General features: G+C 37.6%; 24 protein-coding genes and 1 tRNA gene. 16 read left to right on the forward strand and 9 right to left on the reverse strand.

What is annotated here, in order from left to right; genetic code table 11:
• A partial coding sequence (locus tag DXB58_RS25900) for a SusC/RagA family TonB-linked outer membrane protein (protein ID WP_369907216.1) occupies positions 1-3,006 on the forward strand: 3,006 nt, incomplete at its 5' end.
• Positions 3,007-3,022: 16 nt separating this feature from the next.
• Positions 3,023-4,576: a SusD/RagB family nutrient-binding outer membrane lipoprotein gene (locus tag DXB58_RS25905; RefSeq protein WP_122138725.1), complete on the forward strand. Its 1,554-nt coding sequence runs from the start codon at positions 3,023-3,025 to the stop codon at positions 4,574-4,576.
• A 170-nt stretch (positions 4,577-4,746) separates the two neighbouring features.
• Here DXB58_RS25905 and DXB58_RS25910 read toward each other — a convergent pair whose 3' ends face one another.
• The 5 genes from DXB58_RS25910 to DXB58_RS25930 all read right to left on the reverse strand — a co-directional run bounded on the left by DXB58_RS25910 (position 4,747) and on the right by DXB58_RS25930 (position 8,487).
• Entirely contained in the window at positions 4,747-5,397 is a 651-nt protein-coding gene (locus DXB58_RS25910) for a MarC family protein (RefSeq protein WP_122138726.1), read from the reverse strand.
• Between the two features lie 61 nt (positions 5,398-5,458).
• A complete protein-coding gene (locus DXB58_RS25915) occupies positions 5,459-6,151 on the reverse strand; it encodes a YjjG family noncanonical pyrimidine nucleotidase (RefSeq protein WP_122138727.1) in 693 nt (230 codons plus the stop codon).
• Positions 6,152-6,247: 96 nt separating this feature from the next.
• The gene (locus DXB58_RS25920; protein WP_117936144.1) at positions 6,248-7,105 is read right to left on the reverse strand and encodes a hypothetical protein; all 858 of its coding nucleotides are present in this window, start codon (positions 7,103-7,105) and stop codon (positions 6,248-6,250) included.
• Between the two features lie 33 nt (positions 7,106-7,138).
• Positions 7,139-7,813 carry a 16S rRNA (cytidine(1402)-2'-O)-methyltransferase gene (rsmI, locus tag DXB58_RS25925; protein ID WP_004299177.1) on the reverse strand — a complete coding sequence of 225 codons (675 nt, stop codon included), beginning with the start codon at positions 7,811-7,813 and terminating at the stop codon, positions 7,139-7,141.
• 11 nt (positions 7,814-7,824) lie between these two features.
• On the reverse strand, positions 7,825-8,487 hold the full coding sequence (locus DXB58_RS25930; RefSeq protein ID WP_122138728.1) for a hypothetical protein: 663 nt from the start codon (positions 8,485-8,487) through the stop codon (positions 7,825-7,827).
• 140 nt (positions 8,488-8,627) lie between these two features.
• On the opposite strand from DXB58_RS25930, the gene DXB58_RS25935 reads away from it, so the two are divergent.
• The 4 genes from DXB58_RS25935 (at position 8,628) to DXB58_RS25950 (ending at position 12,012) form a co-directional block, all read left to right on the forward strand.
• Positions 8,628-9,227 carry a thymidine kinase gene (locus DXB58_RS25935; protein WP_004299175.1) on the forward strand — a complete coding sequence of 200 codons (600 nt, stop codon included), beginning with the start codon at positions 8,628-8,630 and terminating at the stop codon, positions 9,225-9,227.
• Positions 9,228-9,248: 21 nt separating this feature from the next.
• A complete protein-coding gene (locus DXB58_RS25940; protein ID WP_004306487.1) occupies positions 9,249-10,382 on the forward strand; it encodes an AI-2E family transporter in 1,134 nt (377 codons plus the stop codon).
• A 94-nt stretch (positions 10,383-10,476) separates the two neighbouring features.
• Positions 10,477-10,549 (forward strand) — tRNA-Lys (locus DXB58_RS25945).
• A 242-nt stretch (positions 10,550-10,791) separates the two neighbouring features.
• Positions 10,792-12,012, forward strand: coding sequence for a site-specific integrase (locus tag DXB58_RS25950; protein ID WP_122138729.1), 1,221 nt, complete (start codon positions 10,792-10,794; stop codon positions 12,010-12,012).
• Positions 12,013-12,294: 282 nt separating this feature from the next.
• Here the strand turns inward: DXB58_RS25950 and DXB58_RS25955 are convergent, their stop codons facing one another.
• Genes DXB58_RS25955 through DXB58_RS25965 form a run of 3 tightly spaced genes read right to left on the reverse strand, consistent with a single transcriptional unit; the run spans position 12,295 to position 13,236 of the window.
• Entirely contained in the window at positions 12,295-12,588 is a 294-nt protein-coding gene (locus DXB58_RS25955; protein WP_117988208.1) for a helix-turn-helix domain-containing protein, read from the reverse strand.
• A 53-nt stretch (positions 12,589-12,641) separates the two neighbouring features.
• Positions 12,642-12,935 carry a DUF3876 domain-containing protein gene (locus DXB58_RS25960; RefSeq protein WP_122138730.1) on the reverse strand — a complete coding sequence of 98 codons (294 nt, stop codon included), beginning with the start codon at positions 12,933-12,935 and terminating at the stop codon, positions 12,642-12,644.
• A complete protein-coding gene (locus DXB58_RS25965; protein ID WP_122138736.1) occupies positions 12,922-13,236 on the reverse strand; it encodes a helix-turn-helix domain-containing protein in 315 nt (104 codons plus the stop codon). The genes DXB58_RS25960 and DXB58_RS25965 overlap by 14 nt, the downstream gene beginning before the upstream one ends.
• 287 nt (positions 13,237-13,523) lie before the next feature.
• Here DXB58_RS25965 and DXB58_RS25970 point away from each other — a divergent pair, with 287 nt between their 5' ends.
• The 3 genes from DXB58_RS25970 to DXB58_RS25980 all read left to right on the forward strand — a co-directional run bounded on the left by DXB58_RS25970 (position 13,524) and on the right by DXB58_RS25980 (position 15,745).
• On the forward strand, positions 13,524-14,114 hold the full coding sequence (locus tag DXB58_RS25970; protein WP_007656985.1) for a TetR/AcrR family transcriptional regulator: 591 nt from the start codon (positions 13,524-13,526) through the stop codon (positions 14,112-14,114).
• A gap of 123 nt (positions 14,115-14,237) precedes the next feature.
• The gene (locus DXB58_RS25975; RefSeq protein WP_057328245.1) at positions 14,238-15,086 is read left to right on the forward strand and encodes an ABC transporter ATP-binding protein; all 849 of its coding nucleotides are present in this window, start codon (positions 14,238-14,240) and stop codon (positions 15,084-15,086) included.
• Positions 15,083-15,745 carry an ABC transporter gene (locus DXB58_RS25980; RefSeq protein WP_122138731.1) on the forward strand — a complete coding sequence of 221 codons (663 nt, stop codon included), beginning with the start codon at positions 15,083-15,085 and terminating at the stop codon, positions 15,743-15,745. The genes DXB58_RS25975 and DXB58_RS25980 overlap by 4 nt, the downstream gene beginning before the upstream one ends.
• Before the next feature lie 301 nt (positions 15,746-16,046).
• Here DXB58_RS25980 and DXB58_RS27805 read toward each other — a convergent pair whose 3' ends face one another.
• On the reverse strand, positions 16,047-16,343 hold the full coding sequence (locus tag DXB58_RS27805; RefSeq protein WP_158571590.1) for a hypothetical protein: 297 nt from the start codon (positions 16,341-16,343) through the stop codon (positions 16,047-16,049).
• A 211-nt stretch (positions 16,344-16,554) separates the two neighbouring features.
• On the opposite strand from DXB58_RS27805, the gene DXB58_RS25990 reads away from it, so the two are divergent.
• The 7 genes from DXB58_RS25990 to DXB58_RS26025 all read left to right on the forward strand — a co-directional run bounded on the left by DXB58_RS25990 (position 16,555) and on the right by DXB58_RS26025 (position 21,919).
• A complete protein-coding gene (locus tag DXB58_RS25990) occupies positions 16,555-16,788 on the forward strand; it encodes a hypothetical protein (protein WP_117578810.1) in 234 nt (77 codons plus the stop codon).
• Positions 16,763-17,185 (forward strand): hypothetical protein, encoded by a 423-nt coding sequence (locus tag DXB58_RS25995; RefSeq protein WP_007656975.1) that lies wholly within the window; start codon positions 16,763-16,765, stop codon positions 17,183-17,185. The genes DXB58_RS25990 and DXB58_RS25995 overlap by 26 nt, the downstream gene beginning before the upstream one ends.
• Positions 17,186-17,347: 162 nt before the next feature.
• Positions 17,348-17,680 carry a helix-turn-helix domain-containing protein gene (locus DXB58_RS26000; RefSeq protein WP_032573120.1) on the forward strand — a complete coding sequence of 111 codons (333 nt, stop codon included), beginning with the start codon at positions 17,348-17,350 and terminating at the stop codon, positions 17,678-17,680.
• 283 nt (positions 17,681-17,963) lie between these two features.
• Positions 17,964-18,548, forward strand: a complete 585-nt coding sequence (locus DXB58_RS26010) for a BfmA/BtgA family mobilization protein (protein WP_122138733.1) — start codon at positions 17,964-17,966, stop codon at positions 18,546-18,548.
• A 4-nt stretch (positions 18,549-18,552) separates the two neighbouring features.
• The gene (locus DXB58_RS26015; protein ID WP_122138734.1) at positions 18,553-19,527 is read left to right on the forward strand and encodes a DUF5712 family protein; all 975 of its coding nucleotides are present in this window, start codon (positions 18,553-18,555) and stop codon (positions 19,525-19,527) included.
• Between the two features lie 146 nt (positions 19,528-19,673).
• Positions 19,674-20,897: an ATP-binding protein gene (locus DXB58_RS26020; RefSeq protein ID WP_046451573.1), complete on the forward strand. Its 1,224-nt coding sequence runs from the start codon at positions 19,674-19,676 to the stop codon at positions 20,895-20,897.
• Positions 20,898-20,917: 20 nt separating this feature from the next.
• A complete protein-coding gene (locus DXB58_RS26025; RefSeq protein WP_046451572.1) occupies positions 20,918-21,919 on the forward strand; it encodes a hypothetical protein in 1,002 nt (333 codons plus the stop codon).
• Positions 21,920-22,094 lie beyond the last annotated feature (175 nt).

A 22,094-nucleotide genomic window follows, 5' to 3' on the forward strand; every position in this document is an offset into this window, starting at 1 on the left:
CATATTATAGTTGTATTTAGTTCTGCAAAGACTTTGCAGATTTCGTATATCGGAATGCAAACACAAGAGGTAGTTATTAAGCCAAATTTGAAAGTTATATTAAAGGCTGACGCCCAAAAGCTAGACGAAGTAGTAGTTACCGCTATGGGTATTTCACGTGAAAAGAAAGCATTGGGATATGCCGTACAAGACGTCAAATCGGATGCGTTGACACGTGCTGCTAATACAGATTTAGCGGGAGCCTTACAAGGAAAAGTATCAGGTATCGACATCACCCCATCATCTGGTATGCCGGGTGCTTCTTCAAAGATTACGATTCGCGGTTCTCGTTCTTTCACCGGAGACAATACTCCATTGTATGTAATTGATGGTATGCCTATCGCGTCTACCGCAGACGTGAGTACTTCTCTTACCGATGGAGCGTATGGAACGGACTATGCTAACCGTGCTGTCGACATTGACCCTAATGATATAGAAAGTATCAATATATTAAAGGGACAAGCCGCTTCTGCTTTGTATGGTATGAGAGCTTCCAATGGTGTTATCGTTATCACTACCAAAAGTGGTAAAGGAGCAGATAAAGGAAAACCGACTATTACTTTCAGTACTAACCTTTCCTTTGATAAGATTTCAACTCTTCCGGAACTGCAACAAGAATACGCACAAGGTTCAGGCGGTACTTTCGATCCGTCATCTCCTTTCGCATGGGGTCCTAAGATTTCCGAATTGGCTAACGATCCTACCTACGGAGGAAATACAGACAACAGTTACACTAGCCAATATGGCAAACAGTCCGGAAAATACTATGTTCCTCAACTTGCAGCTGCCGGCATGAATCCGTGGGCTACTCCACAGGCATATAACAACATGAAGGACTTTTTTGAAACAGGTGTATCTTGGAGCAATAACGTCAATGTAGCCCAGAGATTCGACAAAGGTAACTACTCTTTTTCTTTGGGTAACACCACGAGTAATGGTATCGTTCCATCAACTGGTATGGATAGATATAACGTGAAAATGTCCGCCGAAGCACAACTCCATCCTAACTGGACTACCGGATTTAATGGAAACTTTGTGACTTCAAAAATCTCCAAACAGTCTACAGCCAACACCAGTGTGGTTGCTACGATCTATAATGCACCCGTCAGCTATAATATGGCCGGCATTCCTTCTCACATAGAAGGCGACCCTTACACACAAAATACATATCGTGACAGCTGGATCGACGATGCATATTGGGCAGTTGACAATAACCAGTTCTCTGAACGTTCACAACGTTTCTTCGGAAATGCTTTCGTGAAATACACCACTAAATTTGGAACGGACAACCACAAACTGGATATTAAATACCAGATCGGTGATGACGCTTACACTACCAATTATTCAGAAATCTACGGATATGGAAGTACCTGGGCACCTACAGGTGAAGATTCAGAATACCATTACACTGTTAATGAGTTAAACTCACTGTTAACTGCCGCTTACACATGGAATATCAACGAAGAATGGACCCTGGATGCGTTGATTGGTAATGAGTTTGTAGATAAAAAGACAAAATATGAATACGCATATAGCATGAACTTCAATTTCCCGGGATGGAATCATCTGAATAATGCTTCTGTATTCTCTAACGAAAGCCAATACAACAAGAAGCGGACGGTAGGTAATTTCGCCAACTTGTCAGTAGCATGGAAAAATATGCTCTATCTAAGCGGAAGTATACGTAACGATATTGTTTCAAGCATGCCACGTGACAACCGTTCTTTCACTTATCCTTCAGTGTCATTAGGATTCATCTTCACCGAACTGGCTCCCCTGAAAAATAACATATTGACTTTCGGTAAGATACGTGCTTCTTATGCAGAAGTTGGTATGGCCGGTGACTATACTCAAAGTTATTATTATACTCCATCTTATGGTGGCGGCTTCTATATGGGAAATCCTATTGTTTATCCAATTAATGGAGCAATGGCTTACATTCCATATTATAAGGTATATGACCCTAACTTAAAACCACAAAATACAAAATCATACGAACTGGGAGCAGATCTTACTTTCTTAAACGGACTGGTAACCTTGAATTATACCTATTCACGTCAGAATGTAAAAGATCAGATATTTGAAGTTCCTTTGGCAGGTTCAACCGGAGCCTCAAGTATGATAATGAATGGAGGTAAAATCCACACAAATACTCACGAGTTGACATTGGGCGTATCTCCGGTAGATACCAAGAACTTCAAACTCGACTTCGCTTTCAACTTCTCCAAAATCGACAATTACGTAGACGAATTGGCTCCAGGAGTAGAAAGTATTATGTTAGGAGGATTTGTTACTCCGCAGGTACGTGCCGGAATTGGTGACAAGTTCCCTGTGATCTACGGAAAAAGCTATATGCGTAATGACGAAGGCAAGATTGTGGTAGACAAAAACGGACTTCCCATGCAGGGAGAAGATGCGGTTATCGGAACTGTATCTCCTGACTTCCGTTTAGGTTTCAATACAAATATCGAATTGTACAAGTTCCGTATTTCTGCAGTATTCGACTGGAAACAAGGAGGACAGATGTATAGTGGTACCGCAGGTGAAATGAACTATTACGGTGTGAGCAAATTATCTGGTGATATGCGTAATGCCGAATTCATTGTAGAAAACTCCGTTAAAGAAACAGGAAAAGATGCAGACGGTAACTCAATCTATGCGCCCAATGATATAAAGGTAACAGACGCCCAAGCATATTTCACAAGAAGAAGATCCATTGACGAATCCTACATTTATGATAATTCTTATATCAAACTGCGTGAATTATCAGTAAGCTATCCGGTATTCTCAAAGAAATGGCTGAATGTGAATGTGAATGTTTTTGCCCGTAACATTTTGGTTTGGTCTGAAATGAAAGGCTTCGATCCGGAAGCTTCACAGGGTAATGACAATATGGGAGGTGCATTCGAACGTTTCTCTCTTCCGGGAACAGCCAGCTATGGTTTTGGATTTAATGTAAAATTCTAATTAGCTAAAAAGAAAGATGAAAACATATAATATAATCAAAGGCATTTTTGCCGCTACTGTTTTATCAGTTGTCTTTTCCGGATGTTCGGAAGATGCAATGGATAGAATCAATAAGGATCACGGACATACGCAAAGCGTGGCCGGAAGATTCATTCTGACAGATGTAATAACCTCTACCGCATTCTCTAACGCAGGAGGTGATTTCAATACTTATCTATCTGCTTACATTGAATATGAAGTAGGTGTTGACAACCAGTTGTATTATGCAGAAACCAGAGAAAGCGAACCGACCTCATCTTCCACTTTCAATAATACATGGAATGGTCTGTATTCCACATTGAAATCTGCCCGTATCATTATCAATCAATGCAGTGAGGGAGGAATAGATTATGGAAATTTTGCAACCAAAGGTATGGCAGAGGTGTTGGCTGCTTATAATTGTGCATTGATAGCCGATATGTTCGGAGATGCTCCATGCAGCCAGGCAGCCTTAGTTGACGAAAATGGCTCTCCCGTTTACCTGACTCCTAAAATGGATAAACAAGAAGAGATCTATACACAAGCAATGCAATACCTGGACGATGCTATTGCAGACTTGCAGAAAGAAGATCTGATAGACCCGGGAGCTCAAGATTTGTTATATCAGGGCGATGCTGAAAAATGGCTTAAGTTGGCGTATGGTCTGAAAGCGCGTTACACAATGCACCTTCTTAAAAGATCTGCCAACAAAGACGCTGACATGGAGAAGGTTTTGGAATATGTGGATAACTCTTTCGAAAGTGCAGAAGAGCAAGCAGCATTCAACGTATATGACGCCAACAATATAAATCCGCTTTACGGTTTCTTTGTGGCACGTGCCGGATTAGGTGCAAGCGAAAGCATGAGAAGCAAACTGGCAGAATACAACGACCCACGTCTGTCCAGAGCTTTCATCACTAAACAAGGTGCATCTGGAAAAGAACAAGCCCCAGGAACTGCTGACAATGCCGTATATGCGCCTAATGGTTCTCCGGAACAAGGTACTTCCAAGTATGGAACTTCTTTATTTATGTATTCTATATCAGCACCCACACTGTTATTGAGCTATCATGAATTAAAGTTCCTGGAAGCAGAAGCTCTATGCAGATTGGGACGTGATGCAAAAAGTGCATTAAAAGACGCTGTAGTAGCCGGATTGTTAAATGCAGAAAATAGCTTCAGCGTTTCAAGAAAGGAATTGGGCAAAACGCTCATCAACCCGGCAAGTAGTATTACAGATACTGAAGCCGAAAGCTATTTTGATAATACGGTAGAAGCCAAATATACAGCCGAACCGCTGAAAACAACAATGACTCAAAAATACTTCGCATTATGGGGAGCTTCAGGAGAAGCGACAGAATCTTACAATGATGTTCGCAGAATGAAAGGACTAGGCGAAAACTTTATTGAGCTAAAAAATCCAAACTCTTTCCCATTACGTTGTCCTTATGGCAATAGCGACACAACAACGAATGCCGAAGTGAAAGCAGCATACGGAAACGGACAATATGTGTATAGTGAAAATGTTTGGTGGGCAGGCGGAAGCAGATAATCCATTGACTTGAATCATATAAATGAGACTGAATTCTCCAGGGGAAAGGTGGGAATTCAGTCTCATTTCAGTTATATCTCGATAGTCATAAAAACGTCCACTACGCTTATGAAGAATTATGGCAACCTAAACTTTATCAGATTACATTTAGAATAGTACATTCTTATTCATCAAGGAATCATTCCTTCTTTCACAATATCTACCAGAATCGGCTTCAATCCGCTAACGAAACATTCCACTGCAATCACCATCAAAATCAATCCCATAAGACGCATCATCACATTATTACCCGTTTCACCCAAGACTTTTACCAATTTCGTAGAAGCACGAAGAATAAAGAAAGTCAGCAGATAAATCAGGGCAATAGTACCGATCAGTATTCCCTTCATTTCATAAGAATGCGCATCCTGCATCAAAACGATTGCATTAGCAATCGCTCCGGGACCGCATAACATAGGAATACCGAGAGGAGTAATAGAGATATCATCCGCATACGTTTTGATTTCTTCGTCCTTCAACTTCATCGGGGTATAGCGGGCTTGAAGCATATCAAAGCCTATCTTGAAGATAATCACCCCACCGGCAATACGGAAACCATTGGTAGAGATACCGAAGAACTTGAAAAGAAACTGCCCGGCAAAGACAAATACCATCAATGTAATAAACGACACAATAGTAGCACGACGTACAATAGACTGACGTTCTTTATCCGTCATACCATGAGTCATGGTAAGAAAGACAGGCATCGTTCCCAATGGGTTGGTCAACGTGAAGAATGAAGTGAAACAAAGTAAGGCGAAAGGTAGAAGCATACTATCCATGGTTATATCGTATTTTATGCAAAACTAAAACGCAACAAAAATACGACTTAATCCAGAAAACCTATAATAAATCCATTAATTCTTTCAAGGAATGGATGTGATAAGTAGGGAGGAAAGGGAAAGTAGTCCGTTCTGCCACATTGTAGAAAGCCTGATGCATCCCTACGCCGTGTGCTCCGATTATATCCGCTTCCCAACTGTCACCAATCATCAAGGATTCGCGCAACTCGGATTGAGTGGCAGACAAAGCAAAATTGAATATCTCCGGCCAAGGCTTCAGCACTCCGAGATCTTCCGAGAGAATCACCTTTCTGAAATACCCGTCCACTCCTGCCGAACGCATCTTGCGTGATTGCAATTCACGAAACCCATTGGAAAGGATATAGAGATTATATTTGGGAGCAAGATATTCCAATACCTCCTTTGCATAAGGCATCAAAGTGCTTTTAGTAGGGATAATAGCGAAAAAATCTTTCGAAAACTGTTCGGCGAGCGCTTCATCTTTCACTCCCACAGCCTGTAAAGGATAAAAGAAACGTTGGCTGTTCAATTCATCCTTCGTTATCTTTCCTTCACCGTACTCAATCCAGAGTTCTGTATTTCTTTGTTGATAAAGAGTATAATAATGATTGAATGAGTCAAAATAGCGGTCGAACGAATATTTCTGATATACTTCCTCAAAGGTGTCACGAGCATTTTGAGAAAAAGCCCAGATGGTATCATCAAGATCAAAAAAAAGATTTTTATATTTCATCAGTAGTTATGCGTATAATAAGAAACAAAAAAGCCAATGTGCTAATTTCTTGAATCCAGGAATCAGCACATTGGCAATTCAAAAGGGATATCTACCTTATTTTACCTGGATAACCAAGTATCTGGATACACTCCAGAATTCAGTAGGATTAGTAATCTTCAATGTCAACTGGCCTTTATCATCTTTTACCAATTCATAAGAACCGGTTGGATGAGTAGTCAGTAACTCAGCACGTTTAGAGTACAACTTGATTTCTTTGGTTGTACGGATATCGATCTGAGTGAAATAATCCTTGTTGAAATCAGCGCTCTTCAACACGTCTCCGCTCTGAAGAATCTTTTGAGCCTTCAATTCAGATTTAGTACCGAATACGAACCAGGCAGCATTCAGACTCTTTTCCTGTTCAGCAACGGTTTTAGCTTTCGCTTCGTTTTCTGCAGTCAAAGTTTCTTTTGCTACAGACAAATCGCTGACAGCAGCATCCAATTCCTGAATACGGATATTCTTGGAAGCCAGTTCAGTTTGCAGTTCTTCGATACGCTGTTGTTTAGCGTTCAATTCAGCAGTCAATGCCTCAACAGCTTTTTTCAGTTGAGTAGAATTGTAATTGCTGTTCTTCAACTGTGCCTGTAACTTTGCAATCTGCGCTTTGTTTTCTTCCATTTGTTTGGAGATGAATTCGATGTCAGAAGCAATCTGTTGCTTGGCACTGGCAGAGTTTTCAGTGATGGTTCCACGCTGCAAGTCAACACGGCTTTCGGCAGCATTGATCTTACGGAAACCTTCCTGAACTTCATTGAAAGTCCCCATCATATCATCCAGTTCAGCGTTGCGCTGGTTCAGTTCCATCAAAAGAGAATCATTTTCAGCTTTCAGGTCTTTACTTCCACCTTTAAAGCCATCACACGAAGCCAACATGGCTGCGCATACAAATAAAACAGCTAACTTTTTCATACGTTTACGTTTTACGTTTTTTAATGAAGTTATTTAATCATCTATTCCTGCTAATACTATCACAATCTCGCCCCGGGGTTCGGTAGCGGTAAAGTGTTCTATCAATTCAGCCAAACTGCCCCGAACTGTTTCTTCGTGGAGTTTGGATATTTCACGCGACACGGTTGCCTGACGTTCAGCGCCGAAATATTCGGCAAACTGTGTTAACGTCTTCAACAGACGGTGGGGTGATTCATAAAACACCATCGTGCGGTGTTCTTCCGCCAATGTCTTCAGTCGTGTCTGCCGTCCTTTCTTCTGGGGGAGAAATCCCTCGAAGCAGAACTTCTCGTTCGGCAATCCCGATGCAACGAGAGCCGGAACAAAAGCGGTTGCTCCCGGCAAGCACTGCACTTCAATACCGTTGCGCACACATTCACGAACAACCAGAAATCCGGGATCGGAAATTCCAGGCGTTCCGGCATCCGAAATTAGTGCCACCGTTTCACCTGCCTTTATTCTATTAACAACACTTTCCACCGTTTTATGTTCATTAAATTTGTGGTGGGATTGCATTGCATTCTTTATTTCAAAGTGTTTCAGCAAGATACCGGAAGTACGTGTATCCTCCGCCAAAATCAGATCGACCTCTTTCAGGACTTTGATAGCCCGAAAAGTCATGTCCTCCAGATTCCCTACCGGCGTAGGCACCACATATAGCTTTCCCATCTGTTTTTGTTTTATGCTGATTGATTAAAATATTTCTTTAGTAGCTCCAGAAAGTCGTTCACCGCCTCTTTTTCTTCATTCAATTCGACTTTCGAGGACAGAAATGCGACTGCAGTCTTGTAGGAACTCATTACTGATATCTGTTCGATAACCCGATTCATTAAATCAGTGTCACCTCCGAACAGTTCACGAGAAAAACGGAAAGAATCATTCAAACTGATAGAATGTCGCAAGCCGGCAGACAGTTTGAGACTTTCTCCCAACACTGCCGATTTAGGTTCTTCCTCTTTCACAACAGTTTCAACGACAGGTTCCTCCACCATTGCAGGCTCCTCTTCTGCTATTACTACAGGTTTCTCTTCCGCAACAATAGTCTCTCCCTCCTCGTCTTCTTTCACGCCAACTGATTCGAGAGATTGTATAATAACGGGGGAATCTTCTTCAGATCCGGCAACTTCATCCTCCTCTTCCGCTGTCTCTTCCACAGCTGACGGAGAAATTACCTGAACAGCATCCACCTCCTGCTGCAGTTCGTCCAAACGTCCCTGCATCCGTGTAATGCTCCGCTTCAACAGTTCAGACAAAGTCGGAGTCGGCTCCTTGGTAAATGAATCCATGAGATACTTCAACTCATGAACATCCAACTCAATATCTGTTAATAGCTTCTGTTTCATGTCAGTCCATTGTTTATACGGTGCGAATGTAGGAATAATTTATGCAATAACTTAAAATAATGGATAATTTAACAGTTCTTGCACATTGAATTGCTTACCTTTGTCCACATATTTATTTAATCAAGAAAATACAAAATCTCATGGTATTATTTTCAGAAGACCACATACAGGAGACTAGAAGAAGAGGCCGGATCGAAGTAATCTGCGGTTCTATGTTCTCCGGAAAGACAGAGGAATTGATTCGCAGAATGAAGAGAGCGAAATTCGCGAAACAACGTGTCGAGATATTCAAACCAGCTATCGACACCCGTTATTCAGAAGAAGACGTAGTCTCTCACGACAGCCATTCTATCGCCTCCACTCCCATCGATTCGTCAGCCAGCATTTTACTGTTTACTTCCGAGATAGATGTAGTAGGTATTGATGAAGCGCAGTTCTTCGACAGTGGTTTGATTGATGTATGCAACCAGCTTGCCAACAATGGAATCCGTGTTATCATTGCAGGGTTGGATATGGACTTCAAAGGAAATCCGTTCGGTCCAATGCCACAATTGTGTGCCATTGCCGATGAAGTCTCCAAAGTTCATGCGATCTGTGTGAAATGTGGTCAGCTGGCTTCTTTCTCACATCGTACAGTCAAGAATGAGAAACAGGTTCTTTTAGGCGAAACAGCCGAATATGAGCCTCTGTGCAGGGAATGTTATCTCCGTGCACGAGGGGAAGATGAGCAGAAAGTATAAACTCTATAAAAAAAACAGATTATGGAAAGGAAAAAGATAACATTCGACAGTTTTATACGCGGTTCCATCGGATGTGTGTTAGTTGTAGGAATATTAATGCTTGTGGAACGCCTTAGCGGAGTGTTATTGCCTTTCTTTATTGCGTGGCTGATAGCTTATATGGTCTATCCGTTAGTCAAATTCTTCCAGTATAAGCTACGATTAAAAAGCCGTATTATTTCCATCTTCTGTTCCTTATTCCTCATTACGGTTATCGGAGTCACTTTATTCTATCTGTTAGTGCCGCCGATGATTTCGGAAATAGGCAGAATGAACGACTTGCTGGTGACTTACCTCACCAATGGAGCCGGAAACAATGTGCCTAAGAATCTTTCTGAATTTATCCACGAGAACATCGATCTTCAGGCACTGAACCGTGTATTAAGTGAAGAGAATATCCTGGCGGCAATCAAGGATACCGTCCCCAGAGTGTGGACTTTGCTTGCAGAATCTCTCAACATTCTATTCAGCATCCTTGCCTCTTTCATTATATTATTATATGTAATCTTTATATTATTGGATTACGAAGCGATAGCTGAAGGATGGTTGCATCTGCTACCCAATAAATACCGTACGTTTGCCTCCAACCTGGTTCACGACGTACAGGATGGTATGAACAGATATTTCCGTGGACAGGCTTTGGTTGCTTTCTGCGTAGGTATTCTTTTCAGCATTGGTTTCCTGATTATCGATTTCCCCATGGCTATCGCTTTAGGACTTTTCATCGGAGCATTGAATATGGTTCCCTACTTGCAAATCATCGGTTTCCTTCCCACCATTTTATTGGCGATCCTCAAAGCTGCCGATACTGGACAGAACTTCTGGATTATCATTGCATGTGCATTAGCTGTCTTTGCAATCGTACAAATCATACAGGATACCTTCCTTGTCCCCAAAATCATGGGAAAGATTACCGGACTGAATCCTGCCATCATCCTTTTATCTCTTTCTATCTGGGGTTCATTAATGGGAATGCTCGGCATGATTATCGCCTTACCACTAACAACTTTGATGCTCTCCTACTACCAACGCTTTATTATCAACAAAGAAAAGATAAAATATGATGAAGTAGAAACTACTGATAATCAAGAAACAAGCCACAACGAGGAAAAATAATTGAAACTTTTTTCTACGGAATGCTTGCAAATTAAATAAAAGTAACTACCTTTGCACCCGCAATCAGGAAATAACTGATTCGCAAATAAGGATTGATTCGCTAGCTCAGCAGGTAGAGCACAACACTTTTAATGTTGGGGTCCTGGGTTCGAGCCCCAGGCGGATCACTGAAAACAAAAGAAAAATCAAGCAAATCCCTGATAATCAAGCATTATCGGGGATTTCTTTTTTCTGGCAGGTAGCAGAAAATAGCCGTTTCAAGCATATTATCGGTGGATAAATCGTGGGACTAAAATTTAATCGAAAAAAGTCCCACGAATTTGCATCTTTCTCGCTGATTCATAGTCTTTTGCATAGACTTACTTTGGAAGAGAATACATAGTTTTGTAACTTAAAAAACGATGTAAAAATGGCTCGAAAATCATTTTCTGTTTTGTTCTTTATCAAAAAAGCCAAGTTATTAAAGAACGGAGAAGCACCTGTGTGCATGAGAATCACTGTAAACGGCTGTATGGTAGATATTTCTATCAAAAGAAGTTGTCCCGTAAACCTATGGAATCAAGCAAAAGAGAATTCAAAAGGAAAAGACCGTATGTCGGTGGAACTGAACCACTACTTAGAAATCACACGCTCACGCATACACCAAATTTATAGAGAATTGGAAACTTCCGGCAAGGTTATCACTGTTGATCTTGTGAGAAAGTTGTTTTATGGTGTGGACGAAGATAACAAAACACTATTGCAGGTATTCAGGGAGCATAACGAACAAAGTCGTAAGCTGATCGGCAAAGACTTTGTAAGCAAGACTGTTCAACGGTATGAAACCACTACCCGATATTTGGAAGAATTCATTAAGAAAGAATATCAGTTATCGGATATTGCTCTGAACAACTTGGAAGCCAACTTCATTTCTAAGTTCGATGCTTTCTTGAAGATTGAAAAAGGTTGTGCGCAGAACTCCGCTATCACCCGACTAAAGAATTTGAAGAAGATTATCCGCATTGCTCTGGAAAACGACTGGATAAAGAAAGATCCATTTGCTTACTATCGCTTCAAACTGGAAGAAACTGATCCCGAATTTCTGACGATGGACGAGATTAAAATCATTCTCGCCAAAGAGTTTACAATTAAACGAGTAGAACAGGTACGTGACGTTTTTGTCTTTTGCATTTTTACTGGCTTGGCGTTCAGCGATGTGAAAGATTTATCACCCGAACACTTGGTAAAAGACAACAAAGGGGAACTTTGGATAAGGAAGAACCGGCAAAAGACAAAAATCATGTGTAACATTCCTGTGCTGCCTGTGGCAGCTTCCATACTTGATAAATATAAGGATGTGGCAGAGTGTACCGGAAAACTTTTACCTGTATTGTGTAATCAACGCATGAACAGTTATTTGAAGGAGATTGCCGATGTGTGCGGAATTCATAAAAATCTTAGCACACATACCGCCCGTCATAGCTATGCAACAAGCATTTGCCTTGCAAATGGCGTAAGTATGGAGAATGTTGCTAAGATGTTAGGTCATGCAGATACAAGCGTAACAAAACACTATGCAAGGGTATTGGATCAGAATATTTTCAAGGATATGCAAAAAGTAAATAGCTGCCTGTCGGAATTGGCTATATAATAAAGATAGTAGCTAATATTGAAAAAGGATTGGGAAGAATGAATTTCATTTTCTCAATCCTTTTCTTTTATAGTAAGTTTTCCAGAACTCAATATGAAGCATTGACAAAGATAAGTTCCGTATTTAGCCTGTTCAAGTCCGAGCCTTCGGTTTAGATGAAAATCTTCCTCTCACTATGTTCGAGCGTATTTTCATCTAAAGACTTGCACAGACTAAATACTTCACTGGGAAAGTCAATGATTCAAATTAAATTCCGAAAAACAATGTTTTGGGCTTGGCAGGTTACTCTTTCCAACTTTCAAAGTAGTGCTTTTGGAGCAGTTTATCAATATCACTCTGACGGTAGATGATTTTACCTTTTATCTGGATAAAGGGAATTAGCCCTGTATCTCGCCATTCTTGCAGGGTTCGCAAACTGACATTCAGTTTCTTGGAAACCTCATTATTAGAAAGAAAGCGTTCCCCATTCAGGTGGGGCTTGTAGTGCTTTACAATAGATTCAATACCATCCAGCATCGAATCGAGCGAAGAAATAAATTCTTTGACTTGTGGGGTATCTTTATTTATTAGTTCCATGATTGAAAGATTGTTTTATTGAAATATTGATTTCAAGATGGCTAGATAGCTGGTTAGTTACGCAGATAGTGACCCAAAGATGAAATGTTAAGTACGTCTTTTGCCAGATCATAATCTACATAGAGCCGTTTGAATGCAGGGGCAATAAAATACTGGCTACCATCTTGCTGTATCTCATAAGTAGCAGGTGAAGCCTGTTTGGTTGTTTCCGATACATATATAATAGAAAGAAGGTACTCTTTGTCGCTCCGATAGATGATAACCGTAGGATTCAGATTAATGCTTTCCCATGTGCCAACAATGGAAAACAGGTTGAAAAACGGATAATCTTTTTTAATTCTTTTCATAAGACGTGGGGTGTTTGGGTGATTGATTTTGCGTTTCACTGTCTGCAATAATTCTTTCAATATCGGAAGTCTTATAATAAATCTTACTACCAATTTGAGAATAAGCCAATCTTCCGCTACTTCTGTAATACTGCAAAGTTCGCTTACTAACGCCTAACAACAGGCACACTTCCTGACTATCCAGCCAGTTTTCTATTTTCTGGGTATGAGTGCTGCACAAACTTTCTATCCGTTTGGCAAACTCCGTGAACCTCTCGCAGACATACGAAAAGGTTCTCTTTTCAATAGTTACTACTTCCATACTTTCAATTTTAAAAGGTTTATAAAACGTGTCGATTTTATTTTCATCGGCAAATAAAAGAAGAATCATGAGCCGTTTTCAAAACTGTCCGAAAGTGGCGAAGTAAAGTTCTTAATGACTTAATATGTACTTATCATGGCAACATAATACAATGATTTATAGACCAAATACTCATTGATTTAGGCAGATCATATAGAAACAAAGAAAAATAAACCGATATTTCTTTGTCAATTCAAAAATAACGCTTATGTTTGCAGTGACCAATAACAACAAAATAGTCACACGGTATGGCAAAAGCATTTGATGACAACGAAAGAAAGCTTATAAAGGATAAACTCAAAGAAGGAGCTTTGCTATTTATCCAGCAACAAGGGGTACGTAAAACTTCTGTAGATGAGCTTGTTAAATATGCCAATATTTCTAAAGGAGCATTTTATCTATTCTATACATCAAAAGAACTTCTTTTTTTCGATACAATAATAGACTATCATAAGAAATTGGAAAAAGAATTTCTTAATGCCATAAATAAGCATACCAATAATATTACGGTTGATACATTGACAGATATTATATCTGACTTGCTAATCAACAACAAACCATACTTTGTATCTATCTTCGTTAATAGTGATGTGGAATATCTAAATAGAAAGCTCCCTCAAGAAGTACTTTCAAAACACGTAGATGATGATGTCATGCTAGCAAACGAACTACTGAAATTTATTCCAGAAAGTAAATCAATTGATACAAAAGTATTTGCAGGGGCTTTAAGAGCTGCATTCTTGACTATTCTAAACGAGAAAACAATTGGAACAGATATTTACAATGAAGTTTTCAAGTTTATAGTTAGGGGAATAGTACAGCAACTATTTAAAGACTAATCCAATACAACAAGATTATATAATATCAACTGACTATGTGCAAATATGTTACATAGCGATACTTTGAATTTACAATATGACTATATAAACAATTTTAGTCATACGATATAAAATTTAAAAATTATGATTACAGTAAAAAACTTATCGTTTAGTTATTCTCAACTACCATTTATTGAGAATATGAATTTTCAAGTAAGAAGCGGAGAAATATTTGGCTTCTTAGGACCTTCTGGAGCAGGAAAAAGCACTCTCCAAAAGATATTAATAGGTATGCTCCCTAAATATAAGGGGAGTGTTTCTATTAATAATAATGAAATTAGAAATAAGTCTGACCAGTTCTATGAGAGTATTGGTGTCGATTTTGAATTCCCTAGTTTTTATGAGAAATTCACCGCATTGGAGAACTTAAAATTCTTTGGTTCTTTATATGACTGTAAGCTGATTCCTGTCGAACAATTATTAGAAATGGTTGGACTCTCACAACATGCCAATAAGAAAGTGGCAGGTTTTTCTAAAGGTATGAAATCCAGATTAAACTTTGCCCGATCAATTATTCATCAGCCCAAAGTGTTATTTTTGGATGAGCCAACATCTGGTTTAGATCCTTCAAACTCCCAAGTGATGAAAAACATTATTCTTGATCTTAAAAATAAGGGAGTAACAATCATTCTGACTACTCACAATATGCACGATGCAACCGAACTTTGTGATCGTGTAGCATTTATTGTTGATGGCAACATTAAAGCTATGGACACTCCTCATAATCTTATCATGTCAAGGCGTTATAATGAAGTAACATATTCATATTTGGAGAATCAAAAAGAATTAAATACTACAATCGCACTTGACAAAATAAGTACAGATAAAAAGCTACAATCTCTGATTCAAGCTAATGCCTTATTATCAATACATAGCAATGAGCCAACATTAGATAATATATTCTCAGAAATAACAGGGAGGAAATTACTATGAAGCTTAAAGGTTTAATACTAGGCGATATTCGGCAACAATACAAATATGGTTTTTATGCCATATATACGTTATTTACACTAGTGTATATTACAGTATTGCGCATTCTTCCTATGCCGTGGAAAGAACTATGTACAACTACCCTTATATTTTCAGATCCCGTACTGATCGGATTAATGTTTATGGGAGCAATAATATTATTCGAGAAAAGTGAAAAAGTAATGCAGGCATTAGCTGTTTCGCCCATATCGATACACGCATACATTTTGTCAAAGGTAATTTCCATTGGACTAATTTCTTTGCTAAGTGGAGTTCTCATCGCATTGTTCTCAGGCATGGAACATTCTTACATACATCTTGCTGTTGGAATTATGTTAGGTTCAGCATTATTCACACTGGTTGGAATATCACTTTCTGCTTTTATTTCAACCATGAATAATTTTATGCTGATTATGGTTCCCACTTTAATAATATCTGTAGCTCCCATATCTGTTTATACAATGGGCTATAAATCGGGAGCTATGCTATTACATCCAAGTATAAGTCTTATAGAACTTATGTCTGGAAATATCAGTGTCATATCTCTAATAGCAATAAGCATTTGGTGTATTGCAATGTATATTTTTTCTTGTCTGTCAGTAAAAAAAATGATGACGATATAATTATGAATCAGAATATTATTTCCTTCAAAATGTTTATCAGAAACATATTCTCAGATGGTATGTTATCTGCAATAATATGTATCCCGCTAATATTAGCGGCAATATATAGGTTTGTTTTCCCTTTAATTGTACAGCATTATCCGATGCTAAAGGATTTCAGCCTATATTATCCGATATTGGATTTATTCCTTGCAATTATGTGTCCTTACATGATTTGCTTCGCTTCGGTCTTAGTGGTATTAGATGAAACAGACATGAAAATCAATAGGTATATCACAATCACCCCACTTGGTAAGAAGGGTTATCTTATATCAAGATTGCTTATTCCTGTTTTATTTGCAGCCATTGTTTCTTTCGTACTGCTTTCTTTTTGTTCTGTATCAGTGTCATTATGGACTACATTTATAATATCAATATTGGCTACAATACTAAGCGTTGTGGCTGCTATGATTATTTTGGCATATGCGGGGAATAAAGTAGAAGGTATGGCACTTGCAAAAGTATCTGCTTTAGTTATGGTGGGATTAATAATACCTTTTGTTATTACAGATAGTACCCAATATGTATTTTCATTTCTCCCTTCTTTTTGGATAGCCAAGTTTCTAATAAGTAATAACTATTGGTTTATTCTACCAACTATATTTCTTTCTGGCGGACTGATTTACATATTATATAATAGGTACAGCACAAAAATATAGTTTCTCCTAAAATTGATACTATTAATACCGAAGATATAAAAAGTATAGTACCTAAATAAGCATATTGAATTTATGATTATACAAATTAATATTATTCACTATCTAAAAATTATGCTTATGAATGAGTTATTGAAAATGAAGTTTTTTGAGCTATTGTCTAAAACTTCACAAGAAGTTACTAACACAGAAATGCAAGATGCCTATGGAGAATTTGTCAAGCACATAGTCGCTATTAGCAATTCAGAAGATTATTCCTATATCTTTCGGATGCTAAATCTCACCCGTATTGAGATAGCACCCCTAGAAGAGTTATATCAATGTGGGCAGGGGGAAAAATGCGCTTAAAATTCTCTATGTCCACAAAGCATTATCGACAATTGATGCCGAGCTACAATTAATCAACTTGAAAATTAACCATCCAGAACAATTTAAGTTATCTATTCCTACAGCGTTCAAGTCCGACCTATATGTAATCCCTAAGTCAAAAGACTTGGGGATTATTGGCATTGCAGAAATCGTATTAGCTCTGTTTTTACAGGGACAAATCGTTGGCGAAGATGGAAAACCTGTCCCAGAAGTTCGTTTAGCTCGTGGCTTTGAGCAGCTTTTCAATCTTAAATTCGGAAGTATTTACGATAAGGTAGGTGAAGTATTTACCCGCAAGCCGTACAACCTTACCAAAACATTGGATGCCTTACGAAATGCTATCATCAAAGAGGATCGAAAACGTAAGAACCGATAAAGATCAAAAAAGATATTTGTGCAAACTGTTTATTCTCAGGAATTTGCAAATATATTTTCGGGGAGTAGGTAACTACTCCTCTTTTTCTGCTACATTGTTTTGCCGAATTTTGCTTCATCAATCGATTGAGAACAATAATGTTAAACTAAAAAATGAAGCAAAATGTATATAGACAACGAAAACTTTGAGAAATGGATGGAGAAGCTATCTAAGAAACTCACTGAGATAGGCCAAGACTTAAAATCCCTTATCAATACCGATCAGGTATTAGATGAAAATGAACGATTACTTGATAATCAGGATTTAGCATTTCTATTAAAAGTGTCTTTCAGAACTTTACAACGCTATCGACTAAAAGGTAAGCTCCCCTACTTTACTATTGGGCATAAAACCTACTATCGGGCTAGCGATATTAGAGCTTTTGTACGTGAACGAGCCGATTTTCAAACTTATAAACAGTTTGAAAAAGCCAATCAATTAGAAAACAAACCTTGACAGCAAAATGCAGCAAAGGAAAGAAGCTTGTGTTTAAGCTATCACATTGTGTTACCACCCCGATTTAACAGAAACCGCTTCACCTATCGGTTCAGCCGGTTTCACTAAATCGAGCAAGAGGGAACTGGACAAGTCCTGTTCTTCCCTCTTGCCCTGCGGGGCAAAGCCTTCGGCTTTAGCGTGTTACAAGAACACGCTGTAATGACACCTGTAATAAGTATTTTCTTTGAAATACTTATTACAGGTATTTATCTATTCAAATTTCTATAAAAAAGTAATTATAATGCCAAACAACAGTCGAAAAACGATATTCACTACCATTTCCATAGACAAGGAAACGGCAGCTTTGGTAGAGAAGATATGCAAACGCTATTCACTGAAAAAGAGTGAAGTTGTAAAGTTAGCGTTCGGGTATATAGACAAGGCGCATATCAACCCATCCGAAGCACCAGAATCTGTAAAATCAGAACTGGCGAAAATAAATAAGAGGCAGGATGATATTATCCGCTTCATCCGACACTACGAGGAAGAACAACTGAATCCCATGATACGGGCAACTAATTCTATAGCTTTGCGTTTCGATGCTACCAGCAAAACTTTAGAAACTCTTATTCTCTCGCAACTGGAAACTAGTCAAGAGAAACAAACAGCCGTACTTAAAAAGCTAAGTGAACAATTTTGCAATCATGCCGACGTGATTAACAACCAGTCCAAGCAAATTAACGCACTTTACCAGATACACCAACGTGATTATAAAAAGTTACTTCACCTGATACAACTTTACTCAGAATTATCAGCTTGCGGTGTGATGGATAGTAAAAGGAAAGAAAATCTGAAAACCGAAATCAGTAATCTAATAAACACATAGGATTATGCACATTGACTTTGCCCCACCATCAAATGGAACATATAATAATGCAGGAAGCAGTCGACAGTTAGCTAATTATTTAGAACATGAAGATTTGGAGCGGATGGAGAAAGGAATCTATACTGATGGCTTTTTCAATCTGACGGATGACAATATCTATAAATCAAAAGTGATTAAGGATATAGATAGTAATATCGGACAACTCCTAAAAACGGATGCTAAGTTTTATTCTATCCATGTCAGCCCATCGGAAAAGGAACTTAGAGCAATGGGTAACACAGAACAGGAACAAGCCAAAGCAATGAAACGCTATATTCGTAAGGTATTTATTCCTATATATGCCAATAACTTCAACAAAGAACTTACCGCTTCGGATATAAAGTTCTATGGCAAGATTCATTTTGACCGTAGCCGTTCAGATAATGAACTAAATATGCACTGTCATTTGATTGTAAGCCGGAAAGACCAAACTAACAAAAAGAAGCTGTCACCGCTTACCAATCATAAAAACACCGAAGCCGGAATAATAAAAGGTGGTTTTGACCGTGTGAATTTGTTCCAACAAGTAGAACAAGGATTTGATAAGCTGTTCAATTACAATCGCCAACAAGTAGAATTATTCGATTATCACAACACAATGAAAAACGGCTGTATATCCGAGCTGTTTAAATTACAGCAGCAACAAATTCAATCTGGTGAAAGAGAAACAGAAATCAATCAGGTTAGTAATCAAGAAAACCTATTTTCTGTCAATCTTGAAAACAAAAAAATAAGTAATATTTCTTTCAATACAGATAGAAAAACTGATAGAGATAATGATACGTATATTCCTAAAATACAATCTGGTAGACAAGAAAGTAATATTTCTCCTTGCTCCCTTACCACCTTTGTTCTATCAGGTATAGACCTATTATCAAATCCAAATATTTCAGAGGAACAAAAGTCCAAACTCAAAAAGAAAAAAAGGCGTAAACTGTAATTCCTTATCAACTTAAAATCGAAAGTTCCGATTGTTTGCCACAAATTATAGCAGCATCTTCATAGAAATATTTCATAAAAATGGTGCTAGATAATATATATTACATACCTTTTTCCTATTTTTGTTGAAACATAAATTACTTCATAATGAATACCTTAGATTTAGAAGTTTTTGGCGAAGATGAAAGACGCATTAGAAAATCTAATGTGAGGCACATTTTTACTCCTCACAAACCTATTACTGATGAACGTTTTTTTAGAGGACGTTTAGAGGAGATGAAGCAACTTTTATCTACTCTCAACACTCCTGGAGAGCATGCACTACTATATGGTGATAGAGGTGTAGGAAAAAGTTCTTTAGCAAATATCGCTGCTCAAAATTTAGTTAAGCTGACCGAACAAAAATTAATCATAAAAAGATGTGATAGTTCTGATAACTTTCTAAGTATTATTGAACCTGCATTAATTGAGGCAGGATGCTGCCCACGCACGATTTCAATTACATCTCAACAAAATTTCAATATATCAATTTTTAAAAATAATATAACATCTGGAAATACTGTACAAAAAGAAGGCAATGTAAATCAATCATTATCACCATCATGGGTTGCCCAGAAAATCAAAGATTTAAATGTACTTTTGCTAATAGATGAGTTCGATGCTATACAAGGAGTCGAAGATAAATATAAAGTAGCAGAACTCATAAAACAATTAAGTGATTCCGATTCTAAGTTGAAGATACTGATTGTAGGTATTGCAGAATCTTCCTCAGAATTAACAGAAGGACATCCTTCTGTACAACGTTGTCTTAAAGAGATCAAATTGAGTCGAATGAAATATGAAGAACTTACACACATAATAAAATATGGGGCGAATATGTTGAACTTAATTTTTGAAAAAGAAGTAATATATCGAATTGTCAGATTAAGTTCAGGATATGCTTACTTTACACATCTTTTAGCATTAAAAGCCGCCGAAAAAGCTATAATTGAGGAAAGACAAACTATTGCATTGAATAATCTCAATTTTGCGATAGAAAAAGCAATAAATGATTGTGAAAGTTCTCTGCAAAAGCTTTATGAAATATCTATAAAATCATCAGTTGAACGTTACAAGAAAGTATTATATGCAATAGCTTTATGTAATGATGAATTTATCAAGAAAAAAGATGTAAAGGCGAAATATGAATCAAAATTTGGAGAACCTTTGATGCGAAGTGCTTTAGACTCATGTTTTTCTAGAATTGCTTCAGATGATAATAGCAAAATTCTCAAACGAATATATAAAGGTGTATATCGTTTTTCTGATCCAAGAATGGCTTCGTATATAAGGATTGTTCAATCTTATATGTATACTTCTAACGAAAATTAAATAACATAAACTATAACACTATGGCTGCAAATAATCAATTAGATGTTTATAAAATAATTTTGAAGAAAAAAAAAGGTTTTAATTTTAAAACACTCATTACTTCTCGATATGTTCAAGACCAAGAAACGAATTATCGAAATAGTGGATTATTCAATCTTCTATATAAAGCAATTCTTGAACAAATAGCAAAAGAGATATGGAGACATCCAGAAAGTAAAATTGGTCTTACTTTATTTAAGAAAAGAGGGGAAAAGGAGAATAAAATATTAACATCTCATTCTTCTGAGTTTGTTATAGAAGGGTATATTGATGGAGGACCCTATGATATGATTAGGAAATTATCGAATCTATCAAAAACAAAAAGCCAAAATATAAAGAAAGATGACATTATTACAGATCGATATTATATTTATATGTATTTCCCTTTACACTCCAATGTAGGAGTTGTCTTTTTACAGAGTAAATCAAATGCTAATATCCGAACAGCAATCAAGAAATTTTTGCCGGAGATTTGCAAAACGGATATAAATAAAGGATGTAAAGTTGAAACTTATATACCTACTTTCCTGAAAGAAGAATTCAAGGAAGGGGCAATAGTTCAATCATTAACTTATAGCCAACAGTTTGTAACGGAAGTTGATACATCCGACGGGATAACCAACCATGAAGAAGCATATAATGTTATAATTCAAATTCAACCTCAAAATCAGACGGTTGAATTAGGTTCAATAAATTCTTTATTAGACAAGGTCGGAAATATGGCAATAAAAGTAGGTCAACGTATAAAGCCTTTATCTGAATTTGAAAAGAAAAAAGGGGCACTTAGAAATGAAGACATGAAAAAAACATCTCCTTTTAGTCTTGATGATGATGAAAAAGTTCGTCCAGTTATTATGCTAGATGATATAGAAACATTAGGAATAGACGAAGATGGGAATTTCTGTAGAGCTGATTTAAAGACCTACTGCGATGGTCTTTTGCAACAAATTTATTCCGATATTTATCCTATTTCAAATGAATAATGAAAACTAATTATTTAATATATTATGTTTTAAAATTAATAACTAAAGGTCAAGAATGGCAATATAAAAATTTGAATGGAAAAGGAGATAGACCAAAATTGTATTTTACACAATTACAATTGATAGCACGGTTCTTCGTCAAATTTGGTGGTAATCTCTTTTTTATTTCACCGGT

Origin of the sequence: Bacteroides sp. OM05-10AA (assembly GCF_003439055.1) — a bacterium.
GTDB lineage: Bacteria > Bacteroidota > Bacteroidia > Bacteroidales > Bacteroidaceae > Bacteroides > Bacteroides intestinigallinarum.